This is a genomic window from Paraburkholderia polaris (assembly GCF_012927345.1).
Taxonomy (GTDB): domain Bacteria; phylum Pseudomonadota; class Gammaproteobacteria; order Burkholderiales; family Burkholderiaceae; genus Paraburkholderia; species Paraburkholderia polaris.
This window is the reverse complement of record NZ_JABBGJ010000009.1, coordinates 113,156-134,666: the sequence shown is the minus strand read 5'-3', so window position 1 is coordinate 134,666 and position 21,511 is coordinate 113,156. Positions and strand designations below refer to the sequence as shown.

At 61.6% G+C, this 21,511-nt stretch carries 22 protein-coding genes, 1 tRNA gene and 1 pseudogene; 15 read left to right on the top strand and 9 right to left on the bottom strand.

Translation table 11 applies throughout. From position 1 onward, the window contains the following. Position 1: 1 nt before the first annotated feature. Positions 2–832, bottom strand: a complete 831-nt coding sequence (mutM, locus tag HHL24_RS10465) for a bifunctional DNA-formamidopyrimidine glycosylase/DNA-(apurinic or apyrimidinic site) lyase (RefSeq protein WP_169485424.1) — start codon at positions 830–832, stop codon at positions 2–4. 87 nt (positions 833–919) lie between these two features. Here mutM and HHL24_RS10460 point away from each other — a divergent pair, with 87 nt between their 5' ends. From HHL24_RS10460 to hisC, 8 genes are all read left to right on the top strand, one after another. Then, entirely contained in the window at positions 920–2,761 is a 1,842-nt protein-coding gene (locus tag HHL24_RS10460; RefSeq protein ID WP_169485423.1) for a tetratricopeptide repeat protein, read from the top strand. Then, positions 2,761–3,393, top strand: coding sequence for a lipoprotein insertase outer membrane protein LolB (gene lolB, locus HHL24_RS10455; RefSeq protein ID WP_169485422.1), 633 nt, complete (start codon positions 2,761–2,763; stop codon positions 3,391–3,393). Before HHL24_RS10460 ends, lolB begins: the two co-directional genes overlap by 1 nt. 75 nt (positions 3,394–3,468) lie before the next feature. After that, the gene (gene ispE / locus HHL24_RS10450; protein ID WP_169485421.1) at positions 3,469–4,350 is read left to right on the top strand and encodes a 4-(cytidine 5'-diphospho)-2-C-methyl-D-erythritol kinase; all 882 of its coding nucleotides are present in this window, start codon (positions 3,469–3,471) and stop codon (positions 4,348–4,350) included. 50 nt (positions 4,351–4,400) lie between these two features. Continuing rightward, a tRNA-Gln gene (locus tag HHL24_RS10445) sits at positions 4,401–4,477 on the top strand. 45 nt (positions 4,478–4,522) lie between these two features. Then, positions 4,523–5,479 (top strand): ribose-phosphate pyrophosphokinase, encoded by a 957-nt coding sequence (locus HHL24_RS10440; RefSeq protein WP_006048037.1) that lies wholly within the window; start codon positions 4,523–4,525, stop codon positions 5,477–5,479. 164 nt (positions 5,480–5,643) lie between these two features. After that, positions 5,644–6,264, top strand: coding sequence for a 50S ribosomal protein L25/general stress protein Ctc (locus HHL24_RS10435; protein WP_169485420.1), 621 nt, complete (start codon positions 5,644–5,646; stop codon positions 6,262–6,264). A gap of 150 nt (positions 6,265–6,414) precedes the next feature. Next, entirely contained in the window at positions 6,415–7,017 is a 603-nt protein-coding gene (pth, locus tag HHL24_RS10430; protein ID WP_091796808.1) for an aminoacyl-tRNA hydrolase, read from the top strand. A gap of 163 nt (positions 7,018–7,180) precedes the next feature. After that, positions 7,181–8,260 carry a histidinol-phosphate transaminase gene (gene hisC, locus HHL24_RS10425; protein ID WP_169485419.1) on the top strand — a complete coding sequence of 360 codons (1,080 nt, stop codon included), beginning with the start codon at positions 7,181–7,183 and terminating at the stop codon, positions 8,258–8,260. A gap of 94 nt (positions 8,261–8,354) precedes the next feature. Here the strand turns inward: hisC and HHL24_RS10420 are convergent, their stop codons facing one another. The 3 genes from HHL24_RS10420 to rsmD form a co-directional block, all read right to left on the bottom strand. Further along, a complete protein-coding gene (locus tag HHL24_RS10420; RefSeq protein WP_169485418.1) occupies positions 8,355–8,612 on the bottom strand; it encodes a YfhL family 4Fe-4S dicluster ferredoxin in 258 nt (85 codons plus the stop codon). A gap of 63 nt (positions 8,613–8,675) precedes the next feature. Then, positions 8,676–9,191, bottom strand: a complete 516-nt coding sequence (gene coaD / locus HHL24_RS10415; protein WP_169485417.1) for a pantetheine-phosphate adenylyltransferase — start codon at positions 9,189–9,191, stop codon at positions 8,676–8,678. A gap of 113 nt (positions 9,192–9,304) precedes the next feature. Then, positions 9,305–9,919 carry a 16S rRNA (guanine(966)-N(2))-methyltransferase RsmD gene (gene rsmD / locus HHL24_RS10410; protein WP_169485416.1) on the bottom strand — a complete coding sequence of 205 codons (615 nt, stop codon included), beginning with the start codon at positions 9,917–9,919 and terminating at the stop codon, positions 9,305–9,307. A 240-nt stretch (positions 9,920–10,159) separates the two neighbouring features. Between rsmD and ftsY the strand changes: the two genes are divergently transcribed. Further along, entirely contained in the window at positions 10,160–11,317 is a 1,158-nt protein-coding gene (gene ftsY / locus HHL24_RS10405; protein ID WP_169485415.1) for a signal recognition particle-docking protein FtsY, read from the top strand. Positions 11,318–11,392: 75 nt separating this feature from the next. On the opposite strand, the gene maiA is transcribed toward ftsY, so the two are convergent. Both maiA and HHL24_RS10395 read right to left on the bottom strand, forming a co-directional pair. Beyond that, a complete protein-coding gene (maiA, locus tag HHL24_RS10400; protein ID WP_169485414.1) occupies positions 11,393–12,037 on the bottom strand; it encodes a maleylacetoacetate isomerase in 645 nt (214 codons plus the stop codon). Between the two features lie 26 nt (positions 12,038–12,063). Next, positions 12,064–12,762, bottom strand: coding sequence for a fumarylacetoacetate hydrolase family protein (locus HHL24_RS10395; protein ID WP_169485413.1), 699 nt, complete (start codon positions 12,760–12,762; stop codon positions 12,064–12,066). Between the two features lie 356 nt (positions 12,763–13,118). Here HHL24_RS10395 and ybiB point away from each other — a divergent pair, with 356 nt between their 5' ends. Further along, a complete protein-coding gene (ybiB, locus tag HHL24_RS10390; protein ID WP_169485412.1) occupies positions 13,119–14,090 on the top strand; it encodes a DNA-binding protein YbiB in 972 nt (323 codons plus the stop codon). Between the two features lie 523 nt (positions 14,091–14,613). Continuing rightward, positions 14,614–15,597 (top strand): annotated as a pseudogene (locus tag HHL24_RS10385) (2-isopropylmalate synthase); the annotation flags it as partial. Here the strand turns inward: HHL24_RS10385 and HHL24_RS45030 are convergent. The 3 genes from HHL24_RS45030 to HHL24_RS10375 all read right to left on the bottom strand — a co-directional run bounded on the left by HHL24_RS45030 (position 15,483) and on the right by HHL24_RS10375 (position 16,837). Next, positions 15,483–15,734 (bottom strand): zf-TFIIB domain-containing protein, encoded by a 252-nt coding sequence (locus HHL24_RS45030; protein ID WP_407947491.1) that lies wholly within the window; start codon positions 15,732–15,734, stop codon positions 15,483–15,485. The pseudogene HHL24_RS10385 and the gene HHL24_RS45030 overlap by 115 nt on opposite strands. Positions 15,735–15,846: 112 nt before the next feature. After that, positions 15,847–16,230, bottom strand: coding sequence for a nuclear transport factor 2 family protein (locus HHL24_RS10380; protein WP_169485410.1), 384 nt, complete (start codon positions 16,228–16,230; stop codon positions 15,847–15,849). 43 nt (positions 16,231–16,273) lie between these two features. Further along, positions 16,274–16,837 (bottom strand): acyloxyacyl hydrolase, encoded by a 564-nt coding sequence (locus HHL24_RS10375; RefSeq protein ID WP_169485409.1) that lies wholly within the window; start codon positions 16,835–16,837, stop codon positions 16,274–16,276. A gap of 362 nt (positions 16,838–17,199) precedes the next feature. Here HHL24_RS10375 and rpoH point away from each other — a divergent pair, with 362 nt between their 5' ends. From rpoH to cydB, 4 genes are all read left to right on the top strand, one after another. Next, a complete protein-coding gene (gene rpoH / locus HHL24_RS10370) occupies positions 17,200–18,135 on the top strand; it encodes an RNA polymerase sigma factor RpoH (RefSeq protein WP_169485408.1) in 936 nt (311 codons plus the stop codon). A 350-nt stretch (positions 18,136–18,485) separates the two neighbouring features. After that, positions 18,486–18,746, top strand: coding sequence for a cytochrome oxidase putative small subunit CydP (gene cydP, locus HHL24_RS10365; RefSeq protein WP_169485407.1), 261 nt, complete (start codon positions 18,486–18,488; stop codon positions 18,744–18,746). Further along, entirely contained in the window at positions 18,736–20,331 is a 1,596-nt protein-coding gene (locus tag HHL24_RS10360) for a cytochrome ubiquinol oxidase subunit I (RefSeq protein ID WP_169485406.1), read from the top strand. Before cydP ends, HHL24_RS10360 begins: the two co-directional genes overlap by 11 nt. A 34-nt stretch (positions 20,332–20,365) precedes the next feature. Next, a complete protein-coding gene (gene cydB / locus HHL24_RS10355) occupies positions 20,366–21,502 on the top strand; it encodes a cytochrome d ubiquinol oxidase subunit II (protein WP_169485405.1) in 1,137 nt (378 codons plus the stop codon). Positions 21,503–21,511 lie beyond the last annotated feature (9 nt).

Below are 21,511 nucleotides of genomic sequence, written 5' to 3'. Positions count from 1 at the left end.
ATTAGCGCTGGCAGGTGGGACAGAAATACGTGGAACGCTGCCCCTGCACGATCTGTTTGATCGGCGTTCCACACACGCGGCATGGCAGCCCCGCGCGATCATAGACGAAATAGTCGAGCTGGAAGTAACCGCTTTCGCCATCGCTGCCGACGAAATCGCGCAGCGTGCTGCCGCCCTTCTCGATCGCTGCGGCCAGCGTGACGCGCACCGCGTCCGCCAGCAGATCGTAGCGCACGAGCGAGACGCGGCCCGCCGCGGTGGTGGGCCGGATACCGGCGCGAAAGAGGCTTTCGGATGCGTAGATATTCCCCACACCGACCACGATCTCCCCCGCCAACAAGGCCTGCTTCACTGACACCTTGCGACCGCGCGTTAGCCGGTGCATCAGCGCGCCGGAGAACGCTGGCGAAAACGGCTCGACACCGAGGCCCGCGAGCAGCGGATGCTCGAGCACGTCGCCAGCTTCGCGCGGGTGCCACAGCACCGCGCCGAAGCGCCGCGGATCGCGATAGCGCAAAATGAATTCGTCGAAGATCCAGTCGACGTGATCGTGTTTCGCCGCAGCCGGCGGATGCGGCACATGGCGCAGCACACGCAGCGTGCCGGTCATGCCCAGGTGCACAATGAACCAGCCGGCGTCGATTTCGAACAGAAGGTACTTGCCCCGGCGCTCGACCTTGCGGACCACGCTGCCGCGCAAGGTTTTCGCAAGGTCCGCCGGAATCGGCCAACGCAGCGCGGGCGTGCGCACATCGACGCGTTCAACCTTGCGGCCGGACACATACGGTTCGATTCCCCTTCGGGTAACCTCAACTTCTGGCAACTCTGGCATGTCTAACTGGTCTGCAACTTGCGTGAGTGGTTGTGCGCGTATTGTAGCGAGCGCGTTACAATCGTCCGAAACATTGAACGGATATCCATGAACTTGTCCTTCGTGAAGCTGTTTTCGAAGCGCCCGGCTAGCGCATCCCGCGTGCCGCACGCCGTGTCCGCTCGCCGCATGCTCGGTGCCGCCGCGCTCGCCGTCTGGGCGCTGGCTGCCGTGCCCGCGCACGCGCAGGATCCATCGCCAGACTCGGATGACACGTCCGTCACCCTGCCGGATCCGCTCGGCCCAGCGACGGCAGAAGACCAGAAGTCTCTGCCGAACGTGCCGCTGTCCAGCCAGATCGTATTCCAGGTGCTCGCCGCTGAAGTCGCCTTGCAACGCGACCAGCCGGCGCCCGCCTACCAGACCTACCTCGCGCTCGCGCGCGACACGCACGATCCGCGCATGGCGCAACGCGCCACGGAAATCGCGCTGGCCGCGCAAAGCCCGTCGGACGCTTTGGCCGCCGCGCAATTGTGGCAGCAGTATGCGCCGGATTCGGAACGCGCCGCGCAACTCGATGCGTCATTGCTCGTGTTGTCCGGCAAGCCTGACGACGCCGCGCCGATCCTCGCGCGTGAACTCGCGAGAGTGCCCGCCGACAATCGCGGCAGCGCGATTCTGGCGCTGCAGTTGCTGCTCTCGCGCGGTCCGAACCGGATCGGCGGCTTGCATGTGCTGCAAGACTTGCTGAAGAACGACCTGAACCGGCCGGAGGCGCAACTGGCCATCGCACGCCAGCAACTCGTTTCCGACGACGCGCCGGGCGCGCGCAAGTCGCTCGAACAGGCGCTCACGCTCAAGCCGGACTATTTGCCGGCCGCGCTGACGCTGTCGCAGATGGGTCCGGAGGAGCGCAAGGAAGGCATCGCGTCGCTCGAAAAGTACGTGCAGCAGAATCCGAAATCGCATGACGCACGTCTTGCGCTCGCGCAGATGTATCTCGCGAGCGACCGTCTGGACGACGCGCAGAAGCAGTTCGAGATCATGCACAAGAACAACGCGAGTGACCTCACGCCGCTGATGGCGCTCGCCCTGATCAAGATCCAGCAGAAGAATTTCAACGACGCGCAGACCTACCTGACCCAGTACGCTCAGCAAGCTGAAAAGACGCCGGGCGCCGATCCGGGCCAGGCGTATATCTATCTCGCGCAACTGTCGCTCGAGCAGAAGAACGAAGCGGCGGCCAGCAACTGGCTGAACAAGGTTTCGCCCTCGAGCCAGCAATACGTGCCGGCGCAGATCACGAGTGCGCAATTGCTCGCCAAGCAGGGCAGAACTGAAGACGCGCGCAAGCTGCTGGCCGGCCTGCAGGCGCCCGATCCGCGCGACCAGGCGCTGATTGCACGCACCGACGCGGCCATTCTGTTCGACGCGAAGCGCTACCCGGAGTCGGAAGCACTCCTGCAACAAGCATCTGCCGCCTTCCCGGACGACCCCGACCTCACCTACGACTACGCCATGGCCGCCGAAAAGACCGGCCACTACGATGTCATGGAAGCGCAACTGCGCAAGCTGATCCAGACGCAGCCGGACAACCCGCAGGCGTACAACGCACTCGGCTATTCGCTGGCTGATCGCAATCAGCGACTGCCGGAAGCGGACAAGCTGGTCGAGAAGGCCTCGTCGCTGGCGCCGAACGACGCCTTCATCATGGACAGCGTCGGCTGGGTCAAGTACCGGATGGGCGATACGACGGATGCGATCAAGCTGCTGCGCAAAGCGTACGACCTCCAGCCGAACGCCGAAATCGGCGCGCACCTCGGCGAAGTGTTGTGGAAAACCGGAGCGCAGGATCAGGCTCGCGCTGCCTTCCGCGACGCGCGCAAGCTCGAGCCGGACAACGACACGCTGGTTAAAACGCTGCAACGTCTTCAGGTGAACGATCTTTGATGCGTCTTTCCCGCTTGATCTCCTATCCCCGGGCGCCGCGTGGCGCGGCGCTCGGACTCGTAGCGGCAGCGGTTGTCGCGTTGGCCGGTTGTGCATCGGTGCAGCCGCAGGGGCCGTCCACGTCGAATGCAGCGACCTCCGTCTCTGCGCAGACCACGCGTGCTTATCAGGGCCGTTTCGCGATCCAGTACAACGATCAGAACGGCCAACAGCGCAATGCCTATGGCAACTTTACCTGGCAGGAAACGGGTGACACGGTCACCCTGCAATTGCGCAATCCGCTCGGTCAGACACTGGCGATCGTGACCTCGTCGCCGGCCTCGGCTACGCTCGAACTGCCAAACCGCCAACCGCTCACTGCCGACAATGTCTCCACGCTGATGCAGAATGCGCTCGGCTTCGCTCTGCCGGTCGAAGGGCTGCGCTACTGGCTGCAGCCTTCGCCGGCGCCAACTTCGCGCGCCAGGACCGAGAAGGATCCGGAGCAGCCCTCACGTCTGAAGCAGATCACGCAGGACGGCTGGACGATCGATTACCTGGCGTATGCGGACGCGCCGGCCACCGGCGTGAAGCGCTTGAATCTGACCCGCACGGAACCGCCGCTCGACATCAAGCTCGTGCTGGACCAGTAGTTCAGTAGTCGCGCCTCTGTTCGCGCAACCCTTGCCGCTTCTTCAGCGCCGCTATGGCGCATGTATGCTCGACTCATGATTGAAACGACCGATTCGCTGCGCGATTGCCTCGCGCCAGCGAAGCTCAACCTCTTCCTGCACATCACCGGCCGCCGGCCGGATGGCTATCACACGCTGCAAACCGTCTTCCAGTTGCTCGACTGGGGCGACACCCTGCACTTCAAGCGACGCGACGACGGCCTCATCACGCGCAGCACCGACCTCCCCGACGTGCAGCCGGAACACGACCTCACCGTGCGCGCAGCAACGCTCCTGAAGACGCATACGGGCTCGCCCGAGGGTGTCGATATCGAAATCGACAAGCGCCTGCCGATGGGCGCGGGCCTCGGCGGTGGCAGCTCCGATGCGGCCACCACGCTGCTTGCCCTGAACCGTCTCTGGAAGCTCGATTTGCCGCGACTGGAGTTGCAAGCGCTGGCGCTGAAACTCGGCGCGGACGTGCCATTTTTTATTTTTGGAAAAAATGCGTTCGCGCAGGGTGTCGGAGAAGCTTTGGACGTTGTACAATTGCCGCCGCGCCATTTCCTAGTAGTGACGCCGAGGGTTCATGTTCCGACTGCAGCGATTTTTTCCGAAAAAGCGTTGACAAGAGATTCGAAACCCCTCATAATTACGGACTTTCCTGCAGAACTTAGCTGCAACACTGAATGGCCGGAAAGTTTTGGCCGGAATGACATGCAGCAAGTTGTCGTGGGAAAATACGCGGAAGTAGCGCAAGTGTTGCGATGGTTTGAAAGCATCGCACCAGCGCGGATGTCTGGATCAGGTGCAAGTGTATTTGCAGCGTTCCGTAGTAAAGCTGAAGCAGAAGCGGCGCAAGCCAAACTGCCTGGCGAATGGAACAGCGCAGTAACTGCAAGTCTCGATCAGCATCCACTCTTTGCTTTCGCGTCATAAGTTTTGCCTCGTCGAGCGTTCCCTCGTTCGGTGGAGCTCAAAGTTAGTGTAGGGGAGTCGCCAAGTTGGTTAAGGCACCGGATTTTGATTCCGGCATTCGAAGGTTCGACTCCTTCCTCCCCTGCCAAAAATTCTCGCATTTCCCTCGCCCCCAGCCTGAAGTAGGTGCACGATGAGCAGCCATGACGGCCTGATGGTTTTTACTGGCAACGCAAATCCCGCGCTTGCACAGGAAGTCGTCAAAATCCTCGGTATTCCCCTCGGCAAAGCAATGGTTAGCCGTTTCTCGGACGGTGAAATCCAGGTCGAGATTCAGGAAAACGTGCGTGGCAAGGATGTCTTCGTCCTGCAATCCACGTGCGCGCCGGCGAATGACAATCTGATGGAACTGATGATCATGGTCGATGCGCTCAAGCGCGCATCCGCCGGTCGGATCACCGCAGCCATCCCCTACTTCGGTTATGCCCGTCAAGATCGACGCCCGCGTTCGGCGCGCGTCGCCATCTCGGCGAAGATCGTGGCGAACATGCTGGAAATCGCCGGCGTCGAGCGGATCATTACGATGGATCTGCACGCCGACCAGATTCAAGGCTTCTTCGACATCCCGGTCGACAATATCTACGCTACGCCCGTGCTGCTCGGCGATCTGCGCAAGCAGAACTACGAGAACCTGCTGGTCGTTTCGCCGGACGTCGGCGGCGTGGTGCGTGCCCGTGCATTGGCCAAGCAACTGAATTGCGACCTCGCGATCATCGACAAACGCCGCCCGAAGGCGAACGTTGCCGAAGTGATGAACATCATCGGTGAAGTCGAAGGCCGCACCTGCGTGATCATGGACGACATGGTCGACACCGCAGGCACGCTTTGCAAGGCAGCTCAAGTTTTGAAGGAACGCGGTGCGAAGCAGGTGTTCGCTTACGCCACCCACCCGGTTCTGTCGGGCGGTGCAGGCGAGCGTATCGCAGCTTCGGCACTCGACGAACTCGTCGTCACCGATACGATCCCGCTCGGCGAAGAAGCCCGCTCGTGCGCCAAGATCCGTTCGCTGACCAGCGCCGGCCTTCTTGCCGAAACGTTCTCGCGGATTCGTCGCGGCGATTCGGTGATGTCGCTGTTCGCTGAAAGTTAAGTATTTGCGAGGGCGCAGCACGCGTTGCAGTACCGCGCACTGCGCTTTTGCACAATTGGCATGAACGAACGAAGGTTCGTGCCATCGCTCTGGGGCCTCAGCCGTAATGGCTTGGAGGCCCCGTTTTTACTGCCTGGTCGCGGGCAGTGCATTGGAGATTCAATATGAAAGTAGTCGCTTTCGAGCGTTCCTTGCAAGGTACGGGTGCGAGCCGCCGCCTGCGTATCTCGGGTAAGACCCCGGGCATCGTATATGGCGCTGGTGCTGAAACGCAATTGGTCGAACTGGACCACAACGCACTCTGGCACGCGCTGAAGAAAGAAGTTTTCCACTCGTCGATCCTCGAACTGGAAGTGGCAGGCAAGTCGCAACAGGTTCTGCTGCGCGACGTGCAATACCACCCGTTCCGTCAGCTCGTGCTGCACGTGGACTTCCAACGTGTCGACGCGACGAAGAAGCTGCACACCAAGGTGCCGCTGCACTTCATGAACCAGGAAACCAACCCGGCAGTGAAGCTGTCGAGCGCGGTGATCTCGCACGTCCTCAACGAAATCGAAATCGAGTGCCTGCCGTCGGCACTGCCGGAATTCCTCGAAGTCGACCTGGTGAAGATCGAAGCTGGTCACTCGCTGCACGCTAAGGACATCGTCCTGCCGGCAGGCGTGGCACTGGTTGCTCACGTTGAAGCAGAAAACCCGGTCATTGCATCTGCAACGATCCCGGCTGGCGCAATCGCTGAAGGCGACGCCGCTGCTGCTGGCGAAGGCGAAACGCCGGCTGCCTAAGGGCCTTTTTGGCACTGAGCAAGCAATCCTCTCGATCCGTTTCAATGAAACGGTCGCTGTGACCCGCCGAGGTTCGCCCCGGCGGGTTTTTTTTCGGTTTTTTTCGGCTCGGCCGCATTCGACGCCCGGGCCAGATGGACCTACGCAATCATGATCAAGCTGATCGTCGGGCTCGGCAATCCGGGCGCTGAATACACTGCGACGCGCCACAATGCCGGCTTCTGGCTGGTCGATCAACTAGCGCGCGAAGCAGGCACGACGCTGCGCGACGAGCGGCGCTTCCACGGTTTCTACGCGAAGGCCCGGCTTCACGGTGAAGAAGTGCATCTGCTGGAACCGCAGACGTATATGAACCGCTCGGGGCAGTCGGTCGTCGCGGTCGCGCAATTCTTCAAGATTCTGCCGGACGAAATTCTGGTCGCGCACGACGAACTCGATATGCCGCCTGGCAGTGTCAAGCTGAAGCTCGGCGGTGGCAGCGGCGGCCATAACGGGCTGAAGGACATTACCGCGCATCTGTCCTCGCAACAGTATTGGCGGCTGCGGATCGGCATCGGTCATCCGCGCGACCTGATTCCTGAAAGCGCGCGAGCCGGCGCCAAGCCGGACGTCGCCAACTACGTGCTGAAGCCGCCGCGGCGGGAAGAACAGGATGTGATCGATGCGTCGATCGAACGAGCATTGGCCGTGATGCCGCAGATCATCAAAGGCGAGCTCGAGCGGGCGATGATGCAACTGCACCGCAATCCTTGAGCGGGCTTGCCCGCACACCTATCGCCGTTTCGCCGTTTCGCCGTTTCGCCGTTTCGCCGTTTCGCCGTTTCGCCGTTTCGCCGTTTCGCCGTTTCGCCGTTTCGCCGTTTCGCCGTTTCGCCGTTTCGCCGTTTCGCCGTTTCGCTATCGACAGGAGAATCGCTTGAGCCGCTACTGGAGTGACATCGTTCACCGTCTGACGCCGTATGTGCCGGGCGAGCAGCCCATGGTCGCGCATCCGGTGAAGCTGAACACCAACGAGAATCCTTATCCCCCGTCGCCGCGCGTGCTTGAAGCGATCCGGCAGGAACTGGGCGACGCGAGCGAGTCACTGCGCCGCTATCCCGACCCGACCGCGCGCAAGTTACGCGAAACGGTAGCCGCGTACCACGGCATCCGCCCGGAACAGGTGTTCGCGGGCAACGGCTCGGACGAAGTGCTCGCGCTCACCTTTCAGGCCTTGCTGAAGCACGACAAACCGTTGCTGTTTCCGGATATCACGTACAGCTTCTACCCGACCTATGCGCGGCTCTTTGAAGTCGACTATCGAACCATCGCACTCGACGACAGCTTCGCCATCAATGTCGACGAATACACAGCGCCTAACGGCGGCGTACTGTTCCCAAACCCGAACGCGCCGACTGGACGACCGCTGCCGCTCGCCGATATCGAGCGCCTGGTGGCGAGAAACACCGAATCGGTCGTGGTAATCGATGAGGCCTATGTCGATTTCGGCGCCGAATCGGCCATCACATTGATCGACCGCTATCCCAACCTGCTGGTAATCCAAACAGTATCGAAGTCGCGTTCGCTGGCCGGCATGCGCGTCGGCTTCGCATTCGGCAATCCCGAACTGATCGATGCACTGAACCGCGTGAAGGACAGCTTCAATTCGTATCCGCTCGACCGTCTGGCGCAAGTCGCGGCCGTCGCTGCATACGAGGACGATGTGTGGCTCCGCGACAACTGCGCCAAGGTGATTGCCAGCCGTGAGCGGCTGGCGGCGGGCTTGACGGCACTGGGCTTCGAGGTGGTGCCGTCAGCGGCAAATCTGCTGTTCGCACGGCACGAAGGCTACGACGCGGCGATGCTCGTGGCACGGCTAAGGGAAAAGGAAATCTTCGTGCGCCACTTCAAGGCGGCGCGAATCGACCAGCATCTGCGAATCTCGGTCGGCACCGACGCCGAATGCGACATTCTGCTGAATGCACTGCACGATATTTTCAGCGCTTACGTCGGATAACGATCGGGATAACTCCCCGCGCTCATCACAAAGCGGTACCGCAAAAGAAAACGGCGAGGCAGACGCCTCGCCGTTTTCCATCATCATTCAACGCTCACGCGCCCTTCGCCTCTTGTAGCGCGTGGTACTTCGCCATCAAACCTTCCGCCGTCTCCAGATGCTCAGGGTCGCGCGGAATGCACTCGACCGGGCACACCTGAATACACTGGGGCTCGTCGAAATGACCGACACACTCGGTGCATTTCTTCGGGTCGATCACGTAGATTTCCGGGCCCATCGAAATCGCGTCGTTCGGGCACTCGGGCTCGCACACGTCGCAATTGATGCACTCGTCGGTAATCATCAAGGCCATACTTCTCTCACTTCGCGCCGGCCGAAGCCAGCTTTGATCCGTCAAGCCGACAGTTTACGCCGGTTACGGTTGTGCCGCCGAAGCGCCGTCATTCGAATCCAGCGCAGCAACCTTTTCCTTCAGCCGCTTTTCGACCGACGGGAACACGAACTTGCTGACGTCGCCGCCCAGTTGCGCGATTTCACGCACGATGGTGCCGGAGATGAACTGGTATTGATCGGACGGCGTCATGAACATGGTTTCGACGTCCGGCAGCAGATAGCGGTTCATGCCGGCCATCTGGAACTCATATTCGAAGTCCGAGACGGCGCGCAGGCCACGCACGATCACCCGAGCGTTATTGTTGCGGACAAAGTCCTTCAATAGCCCTTTGAAGCTCATCACCTGAACGTTCGGGTAGTGCCCGAGCACTTCATGAGCAATGTCGAGACGCTCTTTCAGGGTGAAAAATGGCTTCTTGTTGCGACTGTCGGCAACGCCCACCACCAGCGTGTCGAAAATGCTCGACGCGCGTCGAACGAGGTCTTCGTGACCGCGCGTCAGCGGGTCGAACGTGCCCGGGTACACGGCGACTACCATGAGACTTCTCCTCTCTCTTCAGACAAAAGGCACGTCAAAGCGTCCACGCGACGCATTTGGCACCGACCGCACGCGTGACGGTAACCCATCCGCTGCTTGTTTTGGAACGCGCATTATTCCTTATTTTCGCGCTGCAGCAAATGAAAGTGGACAGCGCCCGCTTTGCCTTGCCGCACGATTTCCCAACCGGCCAGCGTCTCGTTCCCCTCGAGCTCGAGCGTAGCGCCCGCCTCCACATACAGAAAACCTTCCGGGCTCAGCAGCGGCACGGCCAGAGCGAGCGCCTTGTCGAGCAGATCGTCGCCGAACGGCGGATCGAGGAAAACCACGTCGAACGATCCCGGTGCGAGACTTGCCGCGAGGCGCAAGCCGTCGGCTTCCGCGATTTCGATCGTCCGCGCCGACAGGCGCTCCTGGTTCGAGCGTAGCTGGCTCGCGGCCCGCGCGTTGCGCTCGACCATCAAGACCCGTGCCGCGCCGCGCGAGGCGGCCTCGAAGCCGAGCGCGCCGCTGCCGGCGAACAGATCGAGGCAGCGCTGGCCGTCCAGCCGTTGGCCGAGCCAGTTGAACAGCGTTTCGCGCACGCGGTCAGGCGTGGGGCGCAGGCCGTCGAGGTCGAGCACGGGCAGCGGCGTGCGCTTCCAGTCGCCGCCAATGATGCGGATGGCGTGCGGCTTGCCGCCTTTGGACGAAGCGCCGTGGGCGCGTGAAGGAGCAGAACGGGGCATGCAGTTTCGAATACGTTATAGAGACGCCCGCGACGCCGATGCGTGTGGGCTGGAGGGCCAACGTTACCACAGGGGCGCGCGGCGTCCAGCCTGGCCGTTCGGCCAATACGACGGGTGGCGGCGCGCCTGATAAAATGTGCGGCTTCCAGCGCCTTGCATCCCGCATCGCAACGCTGCCTGCGCTCCCCCGGGGCTTGTCCCGGCTGCGCGCATCGGCGCGCGCTCTCACCACGCCAGATCATGTTCAGCTTTTTCAAACGATTCAAGGGTTCGAAAGAGTCCGATAACGCGCCAGAAGAATCGCAGACGGCGCCGGAAGCCTTGGCGCCTGAACCCGCCGTAGGGGCACCGGCTGCGCCCGTCGCGCAGTCGGAGCCGCGGCCGGTGGCCCCGGTTAGCGTCGATACGCAGCCGGCGGCTGCTGTGTCCACAAACGAGCCCGAACCCGAAGCAACCGCCGTCGAAATCGTCCCGCCACCTATGCAGGACGCAAGCGCCAAGCGCTCGTGGCTCACGCGCCTGAAGACCGGCCTGTCGAAAACGAGTTCGAGCCTGACCGGCATTTTCGTCGGTACGAAGATCGACGAGGATTTGTACGAAGAACTCGAGACCGCACTGCTGATGTCGGATGCGGGTGTCGAAGCCACCGAGTTCCTGCTCGAATCGCTGCGCGAGAAAGTGCGCACCGAGCGCCTCACCGATCCTCAGCAGGTGAAAGCGGCGCTGCGCACGCTGCTCATTGAGCTGCTCAAGCCGCTGGAAAAATCGCTGATGCTCGGCCGCGCACAACCGCTGGTCATGATGATCGCGGGCGTCAACGGTGCGGGCAAAACCACCAGCATCGGCAAGCTCGCCAAGCATCTGCAAAGCTTCGATCAATCGGTGCTGCTGGCCGCGGGCGATACCTTCCGCGCCGCGGCGCGCGAGCAACTCGCAATCTGGGGCGAGCGCAACAAGGTGACGGTCGTATCGCAGGAAAGCGGCGACCCGGCCGCCGTGATTTTCGACGCGGTTGGCGCCGCGCGTGCGCGCAAGATCGACGTCATGATGGCGGACACGGCCGGCCGTCTGCCGACCCAGCTGCATCTGATGGAAGAACTGCGCAAGGTGAAGCGCGTGATCGGCAAGGCGCAAGATGGCGCGCCGCATGAGGTGCTGCTGGTGATCGATGCGAACACCGGTCAGAATGCGCTTGCGCAAGTGAAAGCCTTCGACGACGCGCTCGGCCTCACCGGCCTGATCGTCACCAAACTCGACGGCACCGCGAAGGGCGGCATTCTCGCGGCGATCGCGCGTCAGCGTCCGATTCCGGTGTACTTCATCGGCGTCGGCGAAAAGGTGGAGGACTTGCAGCCTTTCAGCGCGGAAGAGTTTTCCGACGCGCTGCTGGGCGGTTGAACACAGCAACACTCGTCGCAGAACAAGCAAAAAGGGCGCCCATCCGAGCGCCCTTTTTTCATTCAAACCACCGCATCATTCCGCGTCGGGCTGAACACCCGGCGCTGCACGAGCGAACGCGTCGAGTTGCATCGCGTGATCGTAGATGCGCTGAATCGTCGGAAACTTCGCCGTGTCCACTTTGAAGCGCTGCGCGTTGAACACCTGCGGAATCAGACAGGCGTCGGCCAACGTCGGGGTGTCGCCGAAGCACAGCTTGCCGGTGCGCGAATCGCCCGCCAGATGCGCCTCGAGCGTCGCAAAGCCCGCTTCGATCCAATGCTTGTACCACGCGTCTTTCGCGTCGTCGTCGACACGCAGCGTGTGTTTCAGATACTTCAACACGCGCAGATTGTTGAGCGGATGAATCTCGCACGCCACCTGCAACGCTACCGAGCGCACGTACGCGCGCTCGGCCGGCGTACCGGGCAATAGCGGCGGCTCCGGATGCGTTTCCTCCAGATACTCGATGATCGCAAGCGACTGCGGCATCACTTCGTTGCCGTCGACGAGCGTGGGCACAATACCGTCCACGTTCACCTTGCGGTACTCGGGCTTCAACTGCTCGCCGCCCTCTCGCACGAGGTGCACCGGCACGTAGTCGTAGGGCAGGTTCTTCACGTTCAGCGCGATGCGCACGCGATAAGACGCCGAACTCCGGAAGTAGCTGTAAAGCTTCATGTTGTGTGTCTCCCCCAAACCGCGCTTCAGACGACGCGTACGCTGAGCTCGCCGAGCCCGTCCACACCACCCTTCATGAGGTCGCCCTGTACCACGGCGCCGACGCCTTCCGGCGTGCCGGTGAAAATCAGGTCGCCCGGTTGCAGTTCGAACAGCGTCGACAGATAGGCGACCGTCTCGGCTACCGACCAGATCAGTTGCGACACGTCCGAGTTCTGCTTTTCCTCGCCGTTCACCGATAACCAGATCGCGCCCTTGCTGACATGGCCGATCGTCGTTACCGGATGAATCGGACCGAGCGGCGCCGAGTGATCGAAGCCCTTCGCGGTATCCCACGGACGGCCCAGCTTCTTCGCTTCGGCCTGCAGGTCGCGGCGCGTCATGTCGAGGCCGAGGGCATAGCCGTACACGTGGTCGAGTGCGCTTTCGGCGGGAATGTTCTTGCCGCCTTTGCCGATCGCCGCCACCAGTTCCATCTCGAAGTGGACGTTCTTCGATTGCGACGGATAAGGGAATTCGCCGGTCGCACCAGGCGCCACATACAGCACGGCATCGGCCGGCTTGGTAAAGAAGAACGGCGGTTCGCGGTCGGGATCGTGCCCCATCTCGCGCGCGTGTGCCTCGTAGTTGCGGCCCACACAGTAGATGCGACGCACAGCGAACTGCTCGCTGGACCCCACGACCGGCACCGCGACGACCGGTGCGGGTGGAAATACGTAACTCATCCCGTTCTCCGTTTTTTGGATTGTGCCGCGCCTGCGCGGCGATAAAACAACGAGTGTAACGCGCAGCAAAGCGCGGCGCAGCCGATCGGCACGATCGCGCGCGATCCGGCGAGCCCGGCGGATCGTCTCGCCGGTTTGCCGGTTTGCCGGTTTGCCGGTTTGCCGGTTTGCCGGTTTGCCGGTTTGCCGGGTCGCCGGGTCGCCGGGTCGCCGGGTCGCCGGGTCGCCAGTTCGCCAGTTCGCCAGTTCGCCAGTTCGCCAGTTCGCCATAGATGCGATACTCACACCGAATAGCATCCTTCGAATACCGTGGCCCACCACCCAAAGGCGGCCGCCACCCCGTCCCACTGCGCCCGATGACTGACTCCACCGACACCGCCAATCCTTTCCCCTGCGCCCGCTATATCAAGGAAATCGGCCGCGGCCCGAACGGCGCCCGCGCCCTGACCGCTGAAGATACGCGCGCGCTCTACACCGCGATGCTGGACGGCCGCGTGGCCGATCTCGAACTCGGCGCCGTGCTGCTCGCGTATCGCGTGAAGGGCGAAACCGCCGACGAACTCGCCGCCATGCTGGCCGGCGCGCACGCGTCGTTCGAACCGATTCATTTGCCGCACGCGACGTTCCGGCCCGTATCGATACCCACATACAACGGCGCGCGCAAACAGCCCAACCTAGTGCCGCTGCTTGCGCTGCTGCTGGCGCGCGAGGGTGTGCCGGTACTGGTGCATGGCGTCACCGAAGATCCGGGCCGCGTGACGAGCGCCGAAATCTTCACGCATCTGCAGATCCCGCACGCGCGATCGCACGCCGATATCGAAGACGGCCTCGCCGAGCGGCGTCTCGCGTTCGCGCCGATCGACGTCCTCGCACCGAAGCTCGCGCGCCTGCTCTCGCTGCGCCGGCGCATGGGCGTGCGCAATTCAACGCATACGCTCGTGAAAATCCTGCAACCGTTCGCGCCGGCGGGGCTGCGGCTCGTGAACTACACGCATCCGCCGTATCGCGACAGTCTCACGCAGTTGTTCAACACGCATCCGGACGCCGCAGCGGGCGGCGCCCTGCTCGCGCGCGGCACCGAAGGCGAAGCGGTGGCCGATACGCGGCGCCAGGTGCAAGTGGATTGGCTGCATGACGGCATCTGCGAAACGCGCGTGCCGCACGAGCGCTCGTCGCCCGACGCGCCTGAAGTCGACTTGCCCGAAGCTCGCGACGCCCTGACCACGGCCGCGTGGATTGGTGCCGTGCTGCGCGGCGAAGCGCCCGTGCCGAGTGCGATCGAACGCCAGGTGGAGCTGATCGTCGACGTCGCGAAAACGCCCGTGTAACGGGCGCGGTGTGAGTGCGACGCAGCGCTTGCGGGGTCGCACTCACGCGCCGAATATGTCGGCCGCTGGTTGACAGGCGCCTACGAGCCGTCATACATTAGACCTATGCGTTCCCTTCCGAACACCCTCCGAATTACCTCCGGCCGCCTAGCGCGGCCCCTATCGCTACGTCTAGCGTAAGTCAGGCGTAGCGCCGCACGTTGGCAGCCTAATTACCCAAATTAGTTGCCCAAGGCGCGGTCCTCAAAGCAGTTCCGCAGTTCCAGTTTCACTCCCGACCGTAGTTCTTCACAACCTGTAGTCGTTTGCATTCGTCCGTTTACCGTTCGGACGAAGCGCGAGGGTCAAATGCACGTTGCATGGGCATCATCCACGTTCGTTTTCGCCGTCACCATGACGTTGTTCGTTCGCGCCCGTTCGTTGTTACCGCTAGCCACCGGCTGGCGGGCCGTGCATCCGTGGCAGCCCGCCAGCCGCTCGAGGCCACACCCTTTCGCATACGACACAACGAACGAGGCTCATCATGTTGCGCAATCCCGCTGAGAAATACCGTCCCTTCCCCGCTGTGCGTCTCACCGGCCGCAAGTGGCCGAGCCGCACGATCAACCAGGCGCCGATCTGGATGAGCACCGATCTGCGTGACGGCAACCAGGCGCTGATCGAGCCGATGAATGCCGCGCAAAAGCTCGAATTCTTCGAGATGCTGGTGGCGATTGGCTTCAAGGAGATCGAAGTCGGTTTCCCGTCGGCCTCGCAAACCGACTTTGATTTCGTCCGCAAACTGATCGAAGAAAAGCGCATTCCCGACGACGTGACGATCGAAGTGTTCGTGCCCTCACGCGCAGAACTGATTGCGCGCACGTTCGAATCGCTCGAAGGCGCGCCGCGCGCCATCGTGCATCTGTACAACGCGATCTGCCCGTCGTTTCGCAAGATCGTCTTCAACCAGTCGAAGGACAAAATCAAGGCGCTGGCGGTGGAAGGCACACGCATCATCAAGGAACACGCCCAAGCGCGGCCCGACACGCACTGGACGTTCCAGTATTCGCCCGAAACTTTCAACACGACCGAGCTCCCGTACGCGCGCGAAGTATGCGACGCGGTGGCGCAGACGTGGCGGCCCACGCGCGATCACAAGATGATCGTCAACTTGCCCGCGAGCGTCGAGGCCGCGACACCCAACGTGTTCGCCGATCAGATCGAATGGATGGACCGCAATCTCGGCTATCGCGACAGCATCGTGCTGTCGGTGCATCCGCATAACGATCGCGGCACCGCCGTGGCCGCTACGGAACTGGCGCTGCTGGCGGGCGCGGATCGTGTCGAAGGATGTCTGTTCGGCAGCGGTGAGCGCACCGGCAACGTGGACCTCGTTACGGTCGCGATGAACCTTCACGCGCAGGGCGTCGACCCGGGCCTCGACTTCTCCGATATTGATGCGGTGCGGCGCGTGGTCGAGCGCTGCAACCAGATTCCGGTGCATCCGCGGCATCCGTATGCGGGTGACGCGGCGAAGCGGCCGGTGTGGAGAGATGAGGATCTGCAGCGCGTAGCTGCTTGAGTGACCTGAAGCGGGGCGCCCCCCCTCGCAGCTTGGGATCGCGCTCGTGGCTGCGCGATTACATCAAAATTCGCGAGCCAAATCCGGCAGGCGGCAAATGCAGCACGGGCGGTGCAACCCGCCTGCCCGTGCGATTCGAGCGCTCACGAGGCGCTCACCAAGCGCAACCCGCGAAACGGAGTGAGCTCAAAAGGCTCACTCGATCGCGCAGCGCGTCGCCTGCCAGGCGATCAGACGCCATTGCCCGTCTTCCTGTGTATGAATCGCCGTGTACGCGATCGGAAACAGCAGCGCCCCGTTGTTCGCTTCCATTTCGATCAGCGCGCGCCCGGTGACAACGCAGGTCTCACGTCCCACCAGCAGCACCTCTTGCGACTGCACCTCGATCTGCCGATAGCGGCGGCGCCCCGCGGTAATACCGTCGATGAACTGCCGCTTAGTTTCGCGCTTGCCGTTCGTATGGACATAGCTCACATTGTCCGCGAGCAGCGCATCGAGCGACTGCCCGTCGCCGTCGACCATCGCACGAAAGCGCTCTCGCTCGAGCCCGCGAATCGCTTCGATTATCTTTGCCGCCATTGCTCAGCCCCTCGCACCGGTAAGCCGAACGTGGCCACGGTCGTCAGAAGTTATATTGCAAATATAGCTGGTGGAAATTTATACCAGGATTCGGCTCTTTGATACCGCCGTTGGAAATATGCTGGAAGCGGTAGCCCGCCTGATACTGCTGGTGAGTGCCGAACTGCACGCCGGCACCCACCACGGGCGTGAATTGAAACGCTGTGGAGTAGGTGTAGTCTGACGAGACCGTGGGACTCGTCAACAGGCGGACACCCGCCCCCGCTTCGATAAACGGACGGATCGCACCCGTTCCCTTGATGAAGCGGATGATCGGCGTCACGCCGAATTCCCCAATGTTTTTGTGGATGTCCGCCTCGTCGGTGTGCCACCAAGCCGCATGCGCCTCACCGATCAGCGCAAAGTGCCAGTCGCCGATCTGCCACCACGTCAGATTTGGATCCCAAACGAAGCCGAGATCGTATTTTTTGAAGTGATGGTCACCGGTACCGACCGCAAACTGGATGCCGAACTGGTCAGCCGTAGCCAACCCGGAAACGCCAACCAGTACAGCGGCGCAAGCCCCTTTTAGAGCCAGACCACGCAAAGCATTTTTTTTGTTGTTCATCGAACACCCGAGCTAGCCGAACGTTGATTACCTTCTGATTGTTGCGCCTATTCTAATGACATTCCAAATTTCATGGATCGTCTGAAGAAAGCTCAATTTTCGCAATTAGTCACTTCGCTTGCTGGAAAAATCGGTCACTTATGTGACCGAAAGTAGATCGTTAGGTAACTTCTACGATTCGTGCGCAGTGGACGCAAGAGGCGTATGATGGCTATCAAAACCTAAATTTCAATAGGAATTTACGGAACTTGGATGCCCCTACGGCCTCTAAGTATTAGCACTCGGCAAATCAGAGTGCTAACATCCAACGCTGGAGTCGTTAACTGAATACGCTTTTGTCTGATTCCAAAGGAGTTTCCTACGTGAGCCATGCAATGACCCTTCCGAGTACTTTGAGCCCGTCGTCGGCTAAGGCCGCTTCGGCAGGTGCACTGGCGCTCTCGCATTCCTCGCTGCTGCCCGGTCAACTGGGCAATATCGACGCCTACATCCAGGCCGTAAATCGGATTCCGATGCTGACGCCGGGGGAAGAACGCCAGTTCGCCACCGAATTTCGCGAGCAGGACAACCTCGTCTCTGCGCGCCGTCTCGTCCTGTCGCACCTGCGCCTGGTCGTCTCGATCGCCCGCAATTACCTCGGTTATGGGCTGCCGCACGCCGACCTGATCCAGGAAGGCAACATCGGCCTGATGAAGGCCGTGAAGCGCTTTGACCCCGAGCAAAACGTACGCCTCGTGTCGTACGCCATGCACTGGATCAAGGCTGAGATCCACGAATACATTCTGCGCAACTGGCGGATGGTGAAGGTCGCCACCACCAAGGCGCAGCGCAAGCTGTTCTTCAACCTGCGCAGCCACAAGCAGGGTCTGGGCGCATTCACGCCGGACGAGATCGAAGGTCTCGCCCAGGAGTTGAACGTGAAGCGCGAAGAAGTGGCCGAGATGGAAACGCGCTTGTCCGGCGGCGATATTGCGCTGGAAGGCCAGGTCGAAGACGGCGAAGAGTCGTACGCGCCGATCGCCTACCTCGCCGACTCGCATAGCGAGCCGACTGCCGTGTTGGCTTCGCGTCAGCGCGACAAGCTGCATAGCGACGGTATCGCGAGCGCGCTAGATGCGCTGGACGCCCGCAGCCGCCGCATCATCGAGGCACGCTGGCTGAAGGTGGAAGACGATGGTTCGGGTGGTTCGACGCTGCACGAACTGGCCGACGAATTTGGCGTATCGGCCGAACGTATTCGTCAGATCGAAGCGAGCGCAATGAAGAAAATGCGCGGCGCATTGGCCGAATATGCATAAGGCTTAAAACCTTTAGTCGTGCCGGCTAGCCCGGCGCGCGTTAGCTAGCCACAGAGCCCTGCCCTCGCAAGAAGGCAGGGCTTTTTTTGTGCCCATTCGACAATGCATGCGCTCAATCGAAGACGCACGCGCACTCACTCAAGAACATGCCCACCAAGCACGTGTTTCTTGACGTATCACAAACCTCATAGCAATACTGTCCGCACGGGGCGACGTTCGCGACCCAATGCCGCAGCTCCGAACTTACGCGCGCAAGGTCCTTGCTCCTAGAATCGGGATGCACTCTCCAGACCGCTCAGGCGGCCTGGATCCAGCCGGATTCACCGGTGTGAAGTCGCCTTCGACCGATCATGACCCTAGCCCTGAATCGCAATAGCAACCCTCGCTCGAACCTGCGCAAACGGTTCGCCGCCTGGGTGCGTGGTCCGACGCTGGCGCGGGATATCGCCATCGTCCTTGCCATCAAATTCGCACTGCTGATGGTGCTCAAGTACGCGTTCTTCAATCATCCGCAGGCGGAGCATATGTCGCTGCCGCCTGAACAAGTCGCGCAGGCGCTGCTGTCCGTGCCTGCCTCGCATCCGTCTCAAGGTGATCAACATGCCCGTTAGCGAAGTCGTAGAACTGTCGCGCCTCCAGTTCGCCATCACGGCGCTTTATCACTTTCTGTTCGTGCCGCTCACGCTCGGTCTGTCCTGGTTGCTCGTCATCATGGAGTCCGTCTATGTGATGACCGGTAAACAGATCTACAAAGACATGACCCAGTTCTGGGGCAAGCTGTTCGGCATCAACTTTGCAATGGGCGTCACCACCGGTCTCACGCTGGAATTCCAGTTCGGCACCAACTGGTCGTACTACTCGCACTATGTCGGCGACATTTTCGGCGTGCCGCTGGCCGTTGAAGGTTTGATGGCGTTCTTCCTCGAGTCGACCTTTGTGGGCATGTTCTTCTTCGGATGGAGCCGGCTCTCGAAAGTGCAGCACGTGAGCGTCACGTTCCTCGTCGCACTCGGCTCGAACCTGTCGGCGCTGTGGATCCTGGTGGCGAACGGCTGGATGAACAATCCAGTCGGTGCCGAGTTCAACTACCAGACCATGCGCATGGAACTCGACAGCATCTTCTCGGTGCTGTTCAATCCGGTCGCGCAGGTGAAGTTCGTGCACACCGTATCGGCCGGTTACGTGACCGCTTCGATGTTCGTGCTCGGCGTGTCGTCGTGGTATCTGTTGAAACGCCGCGACACCGAGTTCGCCCTGCGCTCGTTCGCCATTGCCGCCGGCTTCGGTCTGGCGTCGACGTTATGCGTGATCGTGCTCGGCGACGAATCCGGTTACCGCACTGGCGAAGTTCAGCAGGTCAAACTGGCTGCGATCGAATCCGAATGGGAAACGGCGCCGGCACCCGCACCGTTCACGATCATCGGTATTCCGAACCAGAAGGAAGAGCGCACCGACTATGCGATCCGCATTCCGTATGCGCTCGGCCTCATCGCCACGCGCTCGATCGACGAACCGGTGGTCGGCCTGAAAGACCTGATGGCGCAGAACGAAGTGCGCATCAAGAACGGCATGCTCGCCTACGCCGCACTCCAAAAGCTGAAGCTAGGCGACGCCACGGACGAAGCCAAAGCCGATTTCGACGCACACAAGAAGGACCTCGGCTACGGCCTGATGCTCAAGCAGTTCACCCCGAACGTCACGGATGCCACGCCGGATCAGATCGTGCAGGCCGCCAAGAAGACGATTCCGCCGGTGGCGCCCGTGTTCTTCTCGTTCCGCCTGATGGTCGGCCTCGGCATCCTGTTCCTTGCGACCTTCGTGCTGGCGTTCTGGTTTTGCGCGCAGCGCTCCCTGCTGCTCGAGAAACGCCGCTGGTTCCTGCGCTGGGCCGTGTGGGCAATTCCGTTACCCTGGCTTGCTGCTGAATTCGGCTGGATCGTTGCTGAAGTGGGCCGTCAACCTTGGACCATCGCCGGCATTCTGCCGACCGCATTGTCCGCCTCGAGCCTGACGCCAGGCGATCTCTACTTGAGCATTGCCGGCTTCGTCGTGTTCTACACCGTGCTGTTCATCATCGAAATCATGTTGATGTTCAAGTACGCACGGCTCGGACCTTCGTCGCTGCACACCGGGCGCTATCACCACGAACAACAACAGCCGCTGAATCAGCCGCTGCCGACCAACACGGCCGCATGATTCGCCGCCACTCTGTTCCAAGGGAAAGATCATCATGGATTACGCAACCCTCAAACTGATCTGGTGGGTGTTGATCGGCGTGCTGCTGATCGGCTTCGCGCTCACCGACGGCTTCGACATGGGCGCGGCGATTTTGCTGCCGTTCATCGGCAAGACCGACGCGGAGCGGCGCATCGTCGTAAACACGGTCGGCGCGACGTGGGAAGGCAATCAGGTGTGGCTCATCACGGCGGGCGGCGCGATGTTTGCCGCGTGGCCGCTCGTGTACGCCGCGTCGTTCTCCGGCTTCTACTTCGCGATGCTGCTGGTGCTGTTCTCGCTGTTCTTCCGGCCGGTTGGCTTCGACTACCGCAGCAAGCGTGAAGACCCGCGCTGGCGCAGCGCGTGGGATTGGGCGCTGTTTGTCGGCGGCTTCGTACCGGCGTTGGTGTTCGGCGTGGCGTTCGGCAACCTGCTGCAAGGCGTGCCGTTCTCGTTCGACACCGATCTGCGCGTCACGTATCACGGCGGTTTCTTCGGGCTGCTCAACCCGTTCGCCGTGCTGTGCGGGCTCGTTAGCGTGTCGATGCTGGCCGCGCACGGCGCAGCCTTCGTGAAGATCAAAGCGGACGACGTCGTCGCCGAGCGTGCTTCGCTGGCATTGCGGATTGCCTCGCTCGCCGCCGTCGTGCTGTTCCTGCTGGCCGGCGCACTGATAGCCACCATGATCGGCGGCTATCAGATCGTCGACGCCGCGCCCCTCGACACGGTTGCCAATCCGTTGCTGAAGAACGTGATCGGCGCACCCGGCCTGTGGCTCACCAACTACGCAAACTATCCGTGGATGGTGGCAGCGCCGGTGGCGGGCGTGATCGGCGGCGTACTCGCGTTGTTGCTGGCGCGCTCGCGCTTTGAAAAGAGCGCCTTCCTGTCGACCTCGCTGATGATCATCGGCGTGATTCTGACGGCGGGCTTCTCGATGTTCCCGTTCATCATGCCCTCCTCGCTCGACGGCCGCAGCAGCCTGACCGTATGGGATTCGACCTCGAGTCGGATGACGCTGCAGATCATGCTGATCGCCGTGATCATCTTCCTGCCGATCGTCCTGATCTACACGAGCTGGGTGTATCGCGTGATGCGAGGCAAGGTGACCGCTGCGGCGCTCGAAGAAAATCACCATTCGATGTACTGATCAGGAATA